The sequence below is a fragment of the Streptomyces sp. NPDC053541 genome (genome assembly GCF_044544705.1).
Taxonomy (GTDB): domain Bacteria; phylum Actinomycetota; class Actinomycetes; order Streptomycetales; family Streptomycetaceae; genus Streptomyces.
Genome location: NZ_JBITXM010000004.1, coordinates 579,623 through 593,639, shown reverse-complemented (window position 1 = coordinate 593,639; position 14,017 = coordinate 579,623). Strand labels below are relative to the sequence as shown.

Genomic DNA, 14,017 nt, shown 5'->3' with positions numbered 1-14,017 from the left:
GACCCCGCCCGCGGCACGGCGCCACGATCGGCACCATGACCCACACCTTTCTCGTCCTCCACGGCTTCCAGAACCACCGGCCGCCCGGCCACTGGCAGCACTGGCTGGCCGGCGCGCTGGCCGAGCGCGGGCACGAGGTGCGCTACCCGCAGCTGCCCGAGCCCGACGCGCCGCGCCTCGCGGACTGGCTGACCGCGCTGGACGAGCACGGCACCCGGCCGGCCGGCGACGGCGAGTTCGTGGTGCTCGCGCACAGCCTCGGCGTCCTGCTGTGGCTGCGCGCCCTCGCCGCCGGACGGGCGCCCGAGGCCGACCGGGTGCTCCTCGTCGCCCCGCCGTCGCCGCAGGTCACGGCGTCGATCCCGGAGATCGCCGGGTTCGCCGACGGCCTGGACCTCGCCGCCGTACGCCCGAAGGCGCCGACCCGGCTCGTGTACGGGGACGGCGACCCGTACTGCGCCGAGGGCGCCGACGTCCCCTACGGGATCCCGCTCGGCCTCGACCTCGACCACGTGCCGGGCGGCGGGCACCTCAACCCCGACCACGGGTACGGCGCCTGGCCCGACGTCCTCGCCTGGTGCGAAAACCCGGAGGTCCGGGTGGGCGGCAACCGCTAGCGTCGGCCGGATGGCCACCTCACCCACCGGTTCCACCGGTTCCACCGGTTCCACCGAGCCCACCGAGCCCACCGAGCTCAACGAGTCCACCGGTTCCGCCGGATCTCCCGGCTCCCCCGCGTCCCCCGACTCCGTCCCGCCCGTCCACGACTCCGGGCTGCTCGACGTCGGCGACGGCCACCGCGTCTTCTGGTCCGTCGCCGGCAACCCGGACGGAAAGCCCGCGCTGATCGTGCACGGCGGCCCCGGCTCCGGCTCCTCGCCGACCGCGCGCCGGGTCTTCGACCCGGCCGTCTACCGCATCGTCCAGCTCGACCAGCGCGGCTGCGGCCGCTCCACCCCGCACGCGAGCACCCCTCCCGCCCAGGCCCCTGCCGCCGACCTCGCCGCCAACACCACGGCCCACCTCGTCGCCGACATGGAGCGCCTGCGCGAGCACCTCGGCATCGACCGCTGGCTGCTGTACGGCGGCTCCTGGGGGTCGACCCTGATCCTGGCGTACGCCGAGGCGCACCCCGAAAGGGTCTCCGAGATCGTCATCGCCGCCGTCACGACCACCCGCCGCTCCGAGATCTGCTGGCTGTACGAGGGCGTCGGCCGGTTCTTCCCGGAGGCGCAGGAGCGCTTCCGCGCGGGCGTGGACGACGCCGAGGACGTGCTGGGCGCCTACGCGGCCCGGATGAACGACCCCGATCCGGCCGTACGGGAGCGGGCCGCGGCCGACTGGTGCGCCTGGGAGGACGCCGTGCTGTCCGGAGAGGGCCAGGGCACCCCGTACGCCGACCGGCCCGACGCCGCCCGGCTCGCCATGGTCCGGATCTGCTCGCACTACTTCTCGCAGGGCGCGTTCCTGGAGGAGGGCGTCCTGATCCGCGACGCGCACCGGCTCGCCGGCATCCCCGGCGTCCTCATCCACGGGCGCTTCGACATGGGCGGCCCGCTGACCACCGCCTGGGAACTGGCCAGGGCCTGGCCCGGCGCCGAGCTGCACGTCGTGGAGGGCGCAGGCCACCTCGGCGACGGCGAGAGCCGGCAACTCGTCCGCGCCGCCCTCGATCGCTTCGCCCAGGCGGGTCCGACCGGGTGAGCCACCGGGCGGGAGCGGCCGCCGGGCCGGATGATCGGGGCATGAGCCCCGTGATCCACCTCGCCCAGCAGCCGGAAGCAGACGAGCTGCTCGGCCGCTCCCCGCTCGCCGCGCTGGTCGGCATGCTGCTCGACCAGCAGGTGCCGATGGAGTGGGCGTTCTCCGGCCCGTACACCATCGCCACCCGCATGGGCCACGACGACCTGGACGCGCACGAGATCGCCGCCCGGGACCCCGAGGCCTTCGCCGCCCTGCTCTCCGAGAAGCCGGCCGTGCACCGCTACCCCGGCTCCATGGCCAAGCGGATCCAGCAGCTGTGCCGCTTCCTCGTCGACGAGTACGGCGGCGACGCGGAGGCGGTCTGGCGGGACGCCGCCGACGGCAAGGAGCTGCTCGCCCGTCTGGAGGCGCTGCCCGGCTTCGGCAGGCAGAAGGCGCAGATCTTCCTCGCGCTGCTCGGCAAGCAGTACGGGGTCGCGCCGAAGGGCTGGCGGGAGGCGGCCGGCTCGTACGGCGAGAAGGACTGCTACCGCTCGGCCGCCGACATCACCGGCCCGGACTCCCTGGCGAAGGTGCGCGCCCACAAACAGGAGATGAAGGCGGCGGCCAAGGCCGCCAAGACTCCGAAGGCCACGAAGGCGGCCAAGACCTCCAGCCCCGCCAAGACCGCCAAGGCAACGCGGAGCGCCACATCCTCCTGAATCTCCCGGAATTGGGGATTCCCTCACTCCATCCTGTTCGACCTGACAGGAATCCCGCCCGATGTGTTCACAGGATCCCCCGGCGATCGCTAACTTCCCCTCAACCTCGTCCGCACCGGGAAGGACTTCTGTGAACGCATCACAGCGCAGGGCAGCCGCCGTACTGGCCGTCGCAGCACTCGCCACCCCGCTGATGCTCGCCGCGCCCGCCACCGCCACCCCCGCGCCCGGGGCCGCGGAGGCCCGCGACGCCGCCCGGCTCGCGAAGAGGCTGGTCCGCGAGACGTCCGCCGAGGGCGCCTACCGGCACCTGCAGAAGTTCCAGGCGATAGCCGACTCGGCCGAGGGCAACCGGGCGGCCGGCACCCTCGGGCACGACGCCTCCGCCGCGTACGTGTACACGCAGCTCAAGAAGGCCGGCTACGCCGTCACGTACCAGAAGTTCGACTTCGTCTACACGAAGACGCTCGCCGAGAAGGCCTCCGTCGTCTCCCCCGCCCCGCGCGACCTGCCGATCCGGGCGATGACCTACACGAAGTCGACCCCCGTCGGCGGCGTCAGGGCCGCCGTGGCCGCCACCCCTGTCGACGCCGACGGCAGCAACGGCTGCGAGCCGGGCGACTTCGCCGCCGGCGCGTTCACCGGCAAGCTCGCCCTGATCAAGCGCGGCGGCTGCGCCTTCGCCGTCAAGCAGGCGAACGCCGCCGCGGCCGGCGCCGTCGGCGCGATCGTCTACAACAACGTCGAGGGCGTGCTCTCCGGCACCCTCGGCGACGTGGAGTCCGGGAAGATCCCGACCGGCGGCATCACCCTGGCGGAGGGCGAGCGGCTCGCCGCCGACCTCGCCAAGGGGCCGGTGACCCTCGACTTCGAGATCCGGCAGTTCCAGGAGAAGCGTTCCACCAACAACGTCATCGCGGAGACCAAGGGCGGCAACGCCGCCAACACCGTGATGCTCGGCGCCCACCTCGACTCCGTCACCGCGGGCCCCGGCATCAACGACAACGGCTCCGGCTCCGCCGGCCTCCTCCAGACCGCCCTGGAGCTCGCCAAGTCCAGGGACCAGGTCCGCAACAAGATCCGCTTCGCCTGGTGGTCCGCCGAGGAGGTCGGGCTGCTCGGCTCCGAGCACTACGTCGCCAACCTGACGCCGCTCGGCCGCAAGGAGATCAAGCTCTACCTCAACTTCGACATGATCGCCTCGCCGAACTACGGGCTCTTCGTCTACGACGGGGACAACTCCGACGGCGTCGGCGCGGGCGCCGGCCCCGAGGGCTCCGCCCAACTGGAGCGGGACATCACCGACTTCATGGACCGGATCGGCGCCCCGCACGAGGGCACCGACTTCACCGGCCGCTCCGACTACGGGCCGTTCATCGAGGTCGGCATCCCCTCCGGCGGCACCTTCACCGGCGCCGAGGGCATCAAGACCGCGGGCCAGGCCGAGAAGTTCGGCGGCCAGGCGGGCGTCGCGTACGACGTGAACTACCACGCGCCGGGCGACGACCTCAGCAACATCGACATGACGGCCTTCGACATCAACATCGACGTCATCGCCCACGCCGTGGGCACCTACGCCCACGACATCAGCTCCCTCAAGAAGCCGGTCGTCTCCGTGCCGACCACCGGTGACGCGGGCAGCGGCGGCGGCCTGCACTCCGACCACGACGAGGTCACCGAGTAGCCGGTCCGGGGCTCCTCCGCCTCCCTCCGCCTACCTCCGCCTGCGCGCGGTCCCGAACAGCGAGCGGCTGATCTCCCGGCCCAGCTGGGTGCCGACGGACCGCGCCAGTGACTTGAACAGGCCGCTCCCGACGACCTGTTGGGCGAGCGAGGGTTCCTCCTTCGGCCGGCTTCCGGCCCGAGGGGCCCTCGCCGCCTCCTTCTCCTCCGACGCGCGCTCCTTCTCCTCCGCCGCGCGCAGCGCCTCCGCCTCCGCGGCCTGCTGCTCGGCGGTCAGCTTCTCGTACGCGGACTCGCGGTCCACCGCCTCCGCGTACCGCCCGTACAGCAGCGAGCCCCGCACCGCCGCCGCCAGATCGGGCGCCGGGACCGGTCCCATCAGGGACTCCGGGGCGCGCAGGCGGGTGGCCGCCACCGGGGTCGGGGCGCCCTTCTCGCTGAGCACGGTGATCACCGCCTCGCCGGTGCCGAGGCCGGTGAGCACCTCCTCCAGGTCGTACGCCGAGTTCGGGAAGGTCCGTACGGTCGCCTTCAGCGCCTTGGCGTCGTCCGGGGTGAAGGCGCGCAGCGCGTGCTGCACCCGGTTGCCGAGCTGGGCCAGGACGTCACCGGGCACGTCCTTCGGGGTCTGGGTCACGAAGAACACCCCGACGCCCTTGGAGCGGATCAGCCGCACGGTCTGGGTGACCGACTCCAGGAACGCCTTGGAGGCGCCGTTGAACAGCAGGTGCGCCTCGTCGAAGAAGAAGACCAGCTTGGGCTTGTCGAGGTCGCCGACCTCGGGCAGGTCCCCGTAGAGGTCGGCGAGCAGCCACATGAGGAAGGTCGAGAACAGCTGCGGCTTGTCCTGCACGGCGGGGAGCTCCAGTACGGAGACGATCCCGCGCCCGTCCGGGGCGGTGCGCAGGAACTCGCCGGTGTCGAACTCCGGCTCGCCGAAGAAGGAGCCCGCGCCCTGCTGCTCGAAGGCGGTGATGGCGCGCAGGATCACCCCGGCGGTGACGGTCGACAGGCCGCCGATCCCCTTCAGCTCCGCCTTGCCGGTGTCGGAGACCAGGAAGGCGACGACGGCCCGCAGGTCCTTGAGGTCGACGAGTTCCAGGCCCTTGCTGTCGGCGTAGTGGAAGATCAGGCCGAGGGACTGCTCCTGGGTCTGGTTGAGCTGGAGCACCTTGGACAGGAGCACCGGCCCGAAGCTGGTGACGGTGGCCCGTACGGGAATGCCGGTGCCGCCCTTGGCGTTCTCGGAGGCTCCTTCGCCGCCGCTGTCGCCGAGGGCGTAGAACTCGCAGGGGAAGCCGGTCGGCGTCCACTCCTGGCCGACCTGGGCGGCCCGCTCGCGCACCTTCTCGCCGTCGGCGCCGGGCGCCGAGATGCCCGAGACGTCGCCCTTGATGTCGGCGAGGAAGACCGGCACGCCGTGCGCGGACAGCTGCTCGGCGATCAGCTGGAGGGTCTTCGTCTTGCCGGTGCCGGTCGCCCCGGCCACCAGACCGTGCCGGTTGAGCATCGGGAGCGGGATGCGGATCTGCGCGTCCGGGTGACACGCGCCGTCCCAGAGCAGCGCGCCCAGGTCGAGCGCGGGGCCGTCGAAGGCGTACCCGGCCGCGATCTCCGCCCGGGGGCCGGCGGCCGTGTCCGCACCCGGCTGCTCGCTCACGCTCATCATGGACCCCTTCGTCACGGTTTGTCCCAGCATCGCACCGGCGTCGCGTGGCTGCGCCGGGAGCCGCTTGCCCGGTAGGCTTTCCGTGTGATCTTCAAGCGCATCGGAAACGGCCGGCCGTATCCCGACCACGGCCGGGAAAGCACCCGGCAGTGGGCGGACGTGGCACCGCGCCCGGTCCGCCTCGATCAGCTGGTGACCACCAAGGGCCAGCTGGACCTGGAGACGCTGCTCGCCGAGGACTCGACCTTCTACGGCGACCTCTTCGCGCACGTCGTGAAGTGGCGGGGCGATCTCTACCTGGAGGACGGGCTGCACCGCGCGGTCCGGGCCGCGCTCCAGCAGCGGCAGGTCCTGCACGCCCGCGTGCTCGAAATGGACTGAGGACCGGGCGACGGACGGCCTGGCGCCGGCCACCTCGGGCGGCCTCCCGGGTGATCCTTTCGAGGTCTGTTCGCGCCCATCCGGACGCGATCACATGATCATCCAGTAGGCATCCTCCACGGGCGGCATTACGCTGCGTTCATGAGCATGCTCACTCCCCCCGGAATGGGCGGAAAGTACCGCATCACGGGGGACGTCTACCCCCGCATGCGCCGCCCCCACCGCCGGCGCAGGATCGTCCTCGGGGCCGCGGCCGCCGTGCTCGCGCTCGGCGCGGCCGGCTGGGGGACGCTGCAGCTCGTCGACGTCTTCTCCGGCGGCGACGAGAAGACCAAGACGGCCGCCGGCAAACAGACGGACTGCAAGCCCGCCCCGGCCCCCACGCCGAGCGCGCGGGCCGCCGCCCTCCCCAGGCCCGGCCAGATCACGGTCAACGTCTACAACGCGACCCCGCGCGCCGGGCTCGCCAAGTCGACCGCCGACGAGCTGAAGAAGCGCGGCTTCGTCATCGGCAAGGTGGGCAACGCGCCCGTCGCCTACGACAAGAAGGTCCCCGGCTCCGGGCTGCTGCTCGGCTCCCCCGGCGCCACCAAGGGCACCTTCTCCGTGGTCGGCACACAGCTCAAGGGCGCGACGACGAAGGTCGACGCCCGCACCACGGCGGACGTCGACCTGATCATCGGTACGGCGTTCAAGACGCTGGACCCGAAGGCGGCGGCGGACGCGGCCCTCGTGGCCCTCAACAAGCCCAAGCCGGTGCCGGGCCGCTGCTGAGGAGCCCGCCGGGCCCCCGGGGCCCGGACCGCTCCTCGTGGCGCCGCGGCGCCGCGGCGCCCTATTCGGCGGAGCCGTACATCCGGTCGCCCGCGTCGCCGAGGCCCGGCACGATGTAGCCCTGCTCGTTGAGCCGCTCGTCGACCGAGGCCGTCACGACGGTCACCGGCGTGCCCGCCAGCTCGCGCTCCATGACCTCGACGCCCTCCGGGGCGGCGAGCAGCACGACCGCGGTCACGTCGTCGGCACCGCGCTTGATCAGCTCCTGGATCGCCGCGACGAGCGTGCCGCCGGTCGCCAGCATCGGGTCCAGGACGTACACCTGGCGGCCGGACAGGTCCTCCGGCATCCGGGTCGCGTAGGTCGACGCCTCCAGCGTCTCCTCGTTGCGGATCATGCCCAGGAAGCCGACCTCGGCGGTGGGCAGCAGCCGCACCATGCCGTCGAGCATGCCCAGACCGGCCCGCAGGATCGGGACCACCAGCGGCCGCGGGTGCGAGAGCTTGACGCCGGTCGTCGGCGTCACCGGGGTCTCGATGTCGACCTGCTCCGTGCGCACGTCCCTGGTCGCCTCGTAGGCGAGGAGGGTGACCAGCTCGTCGGCGAGCCGGCGGAAGGTGGCGGAGTCCGTGCGCTTGTCGCGCAGGGTGGTGAGCTTGTGGGCGACCAGCGGGTGATCGACGACGTGGAGACGCATGCCTCAACAGTAGCCGGGACCTGGCCGAGGACTGGCGTCAACCCGTGGCGGAGGGGGAAGGTGGGGGCTACAGGGACCCCTGTCACGCGGTGGATGGGTGGTGTGTCCATGCCCGACAGTCCAGAGGAACCGGACCCGGCCGAGCGGCCGGAGACGGACGCGGAGCGCCGCAGGCGCCGCGCGCAGTTCCTGCGCGAGCTGAACGAGGCGAAGGCGCTGCGCGACCGCGTGCAGCCGCGACGCGCCCGGGCGGCCCGGATGCGACAGGCGATGCGGATGCGCACGTTCCGGTGGTGAGGCGGCCCCACGGCACCCCCGCCGTGCGCCCCCTCCGTGCGCCGGGGTCGCACGCCCGCCCGATCCGGGCGTCGTTCAGACTGATGCACGACGCAAGAGCCGAAGACCTCTCCTGAGGGCGAGGTTTCTGTCACGATGCCGATTGGGCGGGGCATCAGGAGCGCGCCGCCGGATCATCACACCTCTGATCAGTGGGAGAGTCAGGTGTACTTCGCCGCACTGCTCGCGCGCACCGAAGACGGGTGGGAAGCGAGCGATATCGAGCTCGACAACGTGGAGACGCTGGCGGACCTGGCCGATCTGGCCCGGGAGTCCGCCGCCGACGACGGGGAAACGGTGATCGTCTTCATCGAGCAGGAGGACGCGTGGTTCGGCCTCGTGCGCGTCGACGGCGAGGACGACCCCCGGGTCTTCGTCTCGAACGCGGCCGCCGCGGCCCGCTCCTCCTACGGGGAGATCCTCACCTCGGAACTCCTCGGCGACGACGACCGGGACGGCGCGCTCGACGAACTCACCGACCTGGACGGCACCGAGGACGGCGAGCCGGAGCACGAGGACGAGGACGACGACGTGGCCGCCACCGCCGGGATCGCCCCGGCCGGCCCGCTCGGCGAGGGCCGCATCCTGGCCGACCTCGGGATGACCGAGCGCGACCTGATCGACCTGACCGAGGACGCCCTCGGCGAGATCGCCGACGCCATCGGCGCCTCGGACATCCTGGAGGCCGTGCGCTAGTGGCCTCCGCCGTACGTGGCCCGGGCGCGGGCGCGCATCCCGTACGGGATCCCGGGCCGGAACCCGGGCCCGCTCCCGTACCTCCCGTAGCGGATCCCGTACGGGACCCCTGGCGGGAGTCCATGGGGCTCGCGCTCGCCGAGGCCGAGCTGGCCGCGGCGGCCGGCGACGTGCCGGTCGGCGCGGTCGTGCTGTCCCCGGACGGCACCGTCCTCGCCCGCGGCCACAACGAGCGCGAGGCCACCGGCGACCCCACCGCCCACGCGGAGGTGCTCGCCCTGCGGCGGGCCGCGGCGGCGACCGGCGAGTGGCGGCTGACCGGCTGCACGCTCGTGGTGACCCTGGAGCCCTGTGTGATGTGTGCGGGCGCGCTCGTCCAGGCGCGGGTCGAACGGGTGGTCTTCGGCGCCTTCGACGAGAAGGCCGGCGCCACCGGCTCGCTCTGGGACCTGGTCCGCGACCGGCGCCTCAACCACCGCCCGGAGGTGATCACGGGCGTTCTGGAGGCGGAGTGCTCGGACCGCCTGACCCGCTTCTTCCGGGACCGCTGACCCCTGCGCAGGCCCTCGGCCGACCCTCCGCCGGGCCGCTCTCGATCCCTCCGCCGACCCCGCCCCTGACCTGCTCGGGAACGCGGATTTCAGTCCACGGCACCTTTGGGCTAAGCTCTCTCTCGGTAGCGTGTCCGAGCGGCCGAAGGAGCTCGCCTCGAAAGCGAGTGTGGGGAAACTCACCGAGGGTTCAAATCCCTCCGCTACCGCTGACAACGCCCCCCTGAAGCAGCACGCTTCAGGGGGGCGTTCGCATGTCCGGCCGCGTCCGGGCCTGCCCGGCCGCGACTCCGGCTACGACTCCGGGACCTCCACGATCAGCAGGGTGCCGTGGCTGCCCGGGCGGACCGCGTGCCGCGCGCCCGCCGGGACGAGGCAGAGCTCACCGGGGCCGGCGGTCATCGGGGCGTCGTCCACGACCAGTTCCAGGCTTCCGTCGAGGACGATCAGCGCCTCGGCGACCCGGTGGGCCTCCTCCTCAACCGGCAACTCGTCCATCCGGAGCACCTTCACGCAGGCCGTGCCGACCTGGCCCAGCGTCTGCGAGCGCCAGGCGGCGGGAAGTCGTGACGCGACGTCGAACAGGTTGACCGGACTCATGGGGCCTCCAGCGGTACTACGGATGTCTGGAAGCTACCCCGGCGGCGCCGGTCGCTGGTCGACCGGAGGGTAAAGGATCGCGGTCACCCCGCCCCGGCCCCGGCCCGGGTCACCAGTGGTGGCCGTCCTGGACCGTGACGCGGAAGGACACGGCGGGCTCCGGCTGCGTGGTGTGCAGGGCGCGGTGGATCAGGCTGCGGTTGTCCCAGATCAGCAGGTCGCCCTCGGAGAACGTCTGGAGGTGGATGTTCTCGTGGGTGAAGGTGTCGTCGAGCTGCCCGGTGGCCTCCAGGAGGCTCTGCAGCAGCGTGGCGTCGAGCGGCGTGCCGGACCCGTCGACGAGCTCCTGCACCACGGCGGCGCTGATGTAGAGCACGTCCTCGCCGGTCACCGGGTGGGTGACGACGGTCGGGTGGAAGACGTCCGGGCTCTCCTCCTCCATCTCGGCGATGACCTCGGACAGCGGGCGGAAGACGTCCGTGGGCCGGATCTTGAAGTAGCGCCGCACGCTGTGCCGGGCCCGGGTGCCGGCGGCGGCCCGCTTCAGGGCCTCCGGCAGCTTCGCGTACGCCTTGCCCATGTCGATGAAGTAGGTGCCGCGGTCCTTCTTCGGCACCACCTGCGGGTAGATGAAGGTGAGCGCGAACGGCCGGGGCATGAACGAGTAGTCGGAGTGCCAGAACTTGCCGGTCTGCGGCACGCCCACCCGCTTGTCGCCCTCGACCACGTTCGAGGACACGAAGATCTCGGGGACCTCCGGGTGGTGGTACATCGGCTGGTAGTACGTCTCGGGCTCGCCGAAGCGCCGGCCGAGGGCCAGGAACTCCTCGGGCGACAGGTGCTGGTCCTTCAGCACCACGATCTTCTCCGCGTACACCGCCTTGCGGACGAGTTCGACGTCCTCGTCGGAGGCGGTGGCGGCATCGAAGCCCTGGACCACGACGCCGAGTTCGCGGTCTTCCTGGGGGATCATCTCCATGAGCGGGGGTCCTTGGGGTCGGGGTGGTGGATGGTCACGGTCATCTGCGGGGCGGGTCGACGACGACGAAGCGGACCTTGCCGTCCGCGCGTCCCCGCCCGTCGTCCCAGTAGCGGCAGGTGCTCTCCGCGAGGACCAGCGGCTGCCGCCCGTCCGCGCCGTCGCGCTCCCGCACGCTCGTGACGGCGATCTCGCCGTGGAAGCGCCGGCCGTCCATGGGACGCCGGAACGTGCTCTCGAAGTGGGAGATGAGGATGCTCGACAGCTGGCGCTCGCGGAAGTCGTCCAGGTCCCACCGGTCGAAGGGGGCGACCAGGGCGTCCCTGACGCTCTTGGCGATCAGGTAGTAGGCCATCTGGTTGTAACAGATGTTGAACTCCACCGAGTTGAAGTGCCCGGTGTCGTCGATGTAGCAGGACTCGGGGATGTGGAAGGTGCACCGCGCCGCCGGAAGTCCGTCCCGCAGGAAGACCGTGGCCTCCTGCAGGTAGCGGCAGTTCGGGCGGTACGGTGCGAGCACCTCCGCGAGGAGGTCCGCGTCGGTCGGAGCCCCCGGGGCGGGGGCCGGGGCCGAAGTCGGGGCCGGGATCGGAATCGGAGCCTGGGCCGGGGTCAGGACGGTCATCGGTGCGTGCCCCTCCTCAGCGGCCGGTTCCGGCGTGGACCACCGCTTCGCCCTCCGCCCGGTCCAGGGCGAAGCTCGTGTGCACGGCCCGGGTGGCGGCCCTGACCTGGTCCTCGTGGACGAGCGCGGCGACGGAGCTGCCCGAGGAGGACACGAGGCGCACGTCGACGCCCTCCGTGGACAGCGCCTCGACGAAGGTCGCGGCGATCCCGGGGGTGGTCCGCACGCCGGCCCCCACCAGGGAGATCCGGGCGACGTCCAGGTCGCAGTCGAGCGAGGTCCAGCCGACGCCGGGCCGGATCTCGTGCAGGACGGCCGCGGCGCGGTCCACCTCGCCGCGCGGCACCAGGAAGGACACGTCGGTCAGGTCCGGGGCGTCCGGGGAGACCTTCGCGGTCACCATGTCGATGCTGAGTCCGGCGTCCGCGAGCACCCGGAACAGCCGGGCCATGTCCTGCGGCTTGTCCGGGACGCCCCGCACCACGACCCGGGCGGCCGAGGTGTCGTGGGCGACACCGGAGATGACGGCGTGCTCCACCTTCTGATCCCCTGTCGGTTCGTGGCTGATCCAGGTGCCCGGCTGCCCCGTGAAGGAGGAGCGGACGTGGATCGGGATGTCGTAACGGCGCGCGTACTCGACGCAGCGGTGCAGCAGCACCTTGGAGCCGGAGGCGGCGAGCTCCAGCATGTCCTCGAAGGAGATCCAGTCGATCTTCTTCGCCTTCTTCACCACGCGCGGATCGGCGGTGAACACGCCGTCCACGTCGGTGTAGATCTCGCAGACCTCGGCGCCCAGTGCCGCCGCCAGCGCGACGGCGGTCGTGTCCGAGCCGCCGCGACCCAGCGTCGTGATGTCGTCGCCGTCCACCGAGACGCCCTGGAAACCGGCCACGATCGCGATGCTGCCGCGGTCCAGGGCCGCGCGGACCCGCCGCGGGGACACCTCCACGATCCGGGCCCGGTTGTGGGCCGAGTCGGTGAGGACACCCGCCTGGCTGCCCGTGAACGACTGGGCCTCGTGGCCCAGGTTCTCGATCGCCAGGGCCAGCAGGGCCATGGAGATCCGTTCCCCGGCGGTCAGCAGCATGTCGAACTCACGGCCGGCCGGCGCCGGCGCCACCTGCTCGGCGAGATCGATCAACTCGTCCGTCGTGTCGCCCATCGCGGACACCACGACCACCACCTGGTGGCCCTGCTCCTTGGCCGCCACGATCCGCCGCGCCACCCGCTTGATGCCCTCGGCGTCCGCGACGGAGGAGCCCCCGTACTTCTGCACGACCAGACTCATGACCGCACCGCCTCCGCCTCGATCGAACGTGCCGGGGCGTCCTCTTGACGTACCGTCAACAGGCGGAACACCAGTGGCGCCGCCACGACACCCAGGCCCGCGCTCACCAGCCAGGGCCACAGCGGCCCGAAGCCGTAGAGCAGCACGCCGAAGGCCGGTCCCAGGGACATCCCGGTCGACTGGCAGAAGCCCAGGAAGGACTGGTAGCGGGCCTCCGCGCCGCGGGGAGCGGCGGCCGTCGCGGCAGCGGCGGCGACGGGCGAGATCAGCATCTCGCCGACCGTCCACAGCAGCACACCGCCGATGAGCACCGGCCAGTTCGCGCCCAGCGCGTTGACGGCGAACCCGCCGAAGACGCACACCGCGCCCAGGGTGATCGGCACCCGGGTGGGCAGCTTGCCGATCAGCATGGCCAGCGGCACCTCGCAGAGGATCACCACGACCGCGTTCATCGTCAGGAGCGCCCCGAAGGCGCTGGTGCTGAAGCCGCCGTCCTTCATGGCGAGCGGCAGCGGCCCGGTCTGCTGGGCGTAGACCAGCGCGATGACGCCGAGCAGCACGCTCACCCCGACGAAGCGGAGGTCGGCGAGCACGCCCGCGCGCACCGCGCCGGCGCCCGCACCCCGCTTCCCGGCCCCCTCGGCCCCGGCCCCGCCGTCGGCGGTCCCGGCCGCGCGCCGCGGCACGTCCCGTTCGAGCCCGAGGAGCAGCAGCAGACCGGCGAGCGCGGACACCACCGCGTTGCCGACGAGCAGCGAGCCCATGTCGCTCGCGGCCCAGAAGCCGCCGATCAGCGGGCCGATCGCGGCGCCGATGTTCAGCGCCATGCGGTAGAGCGCGAAGAGCGTCACGCGTCGCTCGGCGGGCGCCGCCTCGCCGACCACGGCCTGGGCGACGGGCCCGTACGCCTGGACGGCGGCGCCCATCAGACAGGCCAGGACCAGCGTCCCCCAGTAGCCCGTGACCTCGACGAGGGCCAGGGAGAACGCCGAGGTCAGGAAGGTGGCGAGGAGCAGCGTGCTGCGCCGCCCGATCCGGTCGGCGATCAGCCCGGACACCCCGGCGCCCGCCATGCCGGAGACGGCGACCAGGGCGAGGCCCAGGGTGATCTCGCGCGGGCCGTAGCCGCGGTCGGCGAGGACGAGGGTCAGGAAGATGGAGAAGAAGCCGCCGACGCGGTTGAGGAAGACGCCGAGGGAGACGACGGCGATCGGCCGCGGCACCCCCTTCCCGGCGAACCTCCCGAAGAGCCCGCCGGAGCCCCGGACCGGGGCCTCCCCCGCCGGTCCGGCGGGCCCGGGGCCGCCGCCCGCGGCCCCGGGCGCCTGGCCCG

The 14,017-nt window shown here is 72.5% G+C and carries 16 protein-coding genes and 1 tRNA gene; 10 read left to right on the top strand and 7 right to left on the bottom strand.

The genetic code is table 11. From position 1 onward, the window contains the following. The first annotated feature begins 35 nt into the window (after positions 1–35). The 4 genes from ACIGW2_RS13310 (at position 36) to ACIGW2_RS13295 (ending at position 4,089) form a co-directional block, all read left to right on the top strand. Positions 36–617, top strand: a complete 582-nt coding sequence (locus ACIGW2_RS13310) for an RBBP9/YdeN family alpha/beta hydrolase (RefSeq protein ID WP_399843371.1) — start codon at positions 36–38, stop codon at positions 615–617. Positions 618–627: 10 nt separating this feature from the next. Further along, entirely contained in the window at positions 628–1,704 is a 1,077-nt protein-coding gene (gene pip / locus ACIGW2_RS13305; protein ID WP_399843368.1) for a prolyl aminopeptidase, read from the top strand. A 41-nt stretch (positions 1,705–1,745) separates the two neighbouring features. Continuing rightward, positions 1,746–2,405, top strand: coding sequence for an HhH-GPD-type base excision DNA repair protein (locus ACIGW2_RS13300; protein ID WP_399843365.1), 660 nt, complete (start codon positions 1,746–1,748; stop codon positions 2,403–2,405). A gap of 130 nt (positions 2,406–2,535) precedes the next feature. Further along, entirely contained in the window at positions 2,536–4,089 is a 1,554-nt protein-coding gene (locus ACIGW2_RS13295) for a M28 family metallopeptidase (RefSeq protein WP_399843362.1), read from the top strand. A 30-nt stretch (positions 4,090–4,119) separates the two neighbouring features. On the opposite strand, the gene ACIGW2_RS13290 is transcribed toward ACIGW2_RS13295, so the two are convergent. Further along, a complete protein-coding gene (locus ACIGW2_RS13290) occupies positions 4,120–5,754 on the bottom strand; it encodes a helicase HerA-like domain-containing protein (RefSeq protein WP_399843545.1) in 1,635 nt (544 codons plus the stop codon). 87 nt (positions 5,755–5,841) lie between these two features. On the opposite strand from ACIGW2_RS13290, the gene ACIGW2_RS13285 reads away from it, so the two are divergent. Both ACIGW2_RS13285 and ACIGW2_RS13280 read left to right on the top strand, forming a co-directional pair. Next, on the top strand, positions 5,842–6,138 hold the full coding sequence (locus ACIGW2_RS13285) for a type II toxin-antitoxin system VapB family antitoxin (protein ID WP_009067182.1): 297 nt from the start codon (positions 5,842–5,844) through the stop codon (positions 6,136–6,138). Positions 6,139–6,279: 141 nt separating this feature from the next. Next, complete coding sequence (locus ACIGW2_RS13280) at positions 6,280–6,912, top strand: LytR C-terminal domain-containing protein (RefSeq protein WP_399843359.1); 633 nt, start codon at positions 6,280–6,282, stop codon at positions 6,910–6,912. A 61-nt stretch (positions 6,913–6,973) separates the two neighbouring features. Here ACIGW2_RS13280 and upp read toward each other — a convergent pair whose 3' ends face one another. Further along, positions 6,974–7,609 carry a uracil phosphoribosyltransferase gene (gene upp / locus ACIGW2_RS13275; RefSeq protein WP_391655871.1) on the bottom strand — a complete coding sequence of 212 codons (636 nt, stop codon included), beginning with the start codon at positions 7,607–7,609 and terminating at the stop codon, positions 6,974–6,976. Between the two features lie 108 nt (positions 7,610–7,717). Between upp and ACIGW2_RS13270 the strand changes: the two genes are divergently transcribed. The 4 genes from ACIGW2_RS13270 (at position 7,718) to ACIGW2_RS13255 (ending at position 9,401) form a co-directional block, all read left to right on the top strand. Then, positions 7,718–7,906: a hypothetical protein gene (locus ACIGW2_RS13270; RefSeq protein WP_356070826.1), complete on the top strand. Its 189-nt coding sequence runs from the start codon at positions 7,718–7,720 to the stop codon at positions 7,904–7,906. 204 nt (positions 7,907–8,110) lie between these two features. Then, complete coding sequence (locus tag ACIGW2_RS13265; protein WP_391655872.1) at positions 8,111–8,641, top strand: hypothetical protein; 531 nt, start codon at positions 8,111–8,113, stop codon at positions 8,639–8,641. A gap of 122 nt (positions 8,642–8,763) precedes the next feature. Next, the gene (gene tadA, locus ACIGW2_RS13260) at positions 8,764–9,192 is read left to right on the top strand and encodes a tRNA adenosine(34) deaminase TadA (RefSeq protein ID WP_391655873.1); all 429 of its coding nucleotides are present in this window, start codon (positions 8,764–8,766) and stop codon (positions 9,190–9,192) included. Between the two features lie 124 nt (positions 9,193–9,316). Then, positions 9,317–9,401 (top strand) — tRNA-Ser (locus ACIGW2_RS13255). An 85-nt stretch (positions 9,402–9,486) separates the two neighbouring features. On the opposite strand, the gene ACIGW2_RS13250 is transcribed toward ACIGW2_RS13255, so the two are convergent. From ACIGW2_RS13250 to ACIGW2_RS13230, 5 genes are all read right to left on the bottom strand, one after another. After that, positions 9,487–9,792, bottom strand: coding sequence for a cupin domain-containing protein (locus ACIGW2_RS13250; protein ID WP_399843354.1), 306 nt, complete (start codon positions 9,790–9,792; stop codon positions 9,487–9,489). Positions 9,793–9,901: 109 nt separating this feature from the next. Further along, the gene (locus ACIGW2_RS13245) at positions 9,902–10,771 is read right to left on the bottom strand and encodes a TauD/TfdA dioxygenase family protein (RefSeq protein ID WP_399843352.1); all 870 of its coding nucleotides are present in this window, start codon (positions 10,769–10,771) and stop codon (positions 9,902–9,904) included. A gap of 40 nt (positions 10,772–10,811) precedes the next feature. Then, positions 10,812–11,396: an FcoT family thioesterase gene (locus tag ACIGW2_RS13240; RefSeq protein ID WP_399843349.1), complete on the bottom strand. Its 585-nt coding sequence runs from the start codon at positions 11,394–11,396 to the stop codon at positions 10,812–10,814. Positions 11,397–11,412: 16 nt separating this feature from the next. Beyond that, positions 11,413–12,684: an aspartate kinase gene (locus ACIGW2_RS13235; protein ID WP_361578972.1), complete on the bottom strand. Its 1,272-nt coding sequence runs from the start codon at positions 12,682–12,684 to the stop codon at positions 11,413–11,415. After that, a complete protein-coding gene (locus ACIGW2_RS13230; RefSeq protein ID WP_391655876.1) occupies positions 12,681–13,907 on the bottom strand; it encodes an MFS transporter in 1,227 nt (408 codons plus the stop codon). Before ACIGW2_RS13230 ends, ACIGW2_RS13235 begins: the two co-directional genes overlap by 4 nt. Between the last annotated feature and the right edge of the window lie 110 nt (positions 13,908–14,017).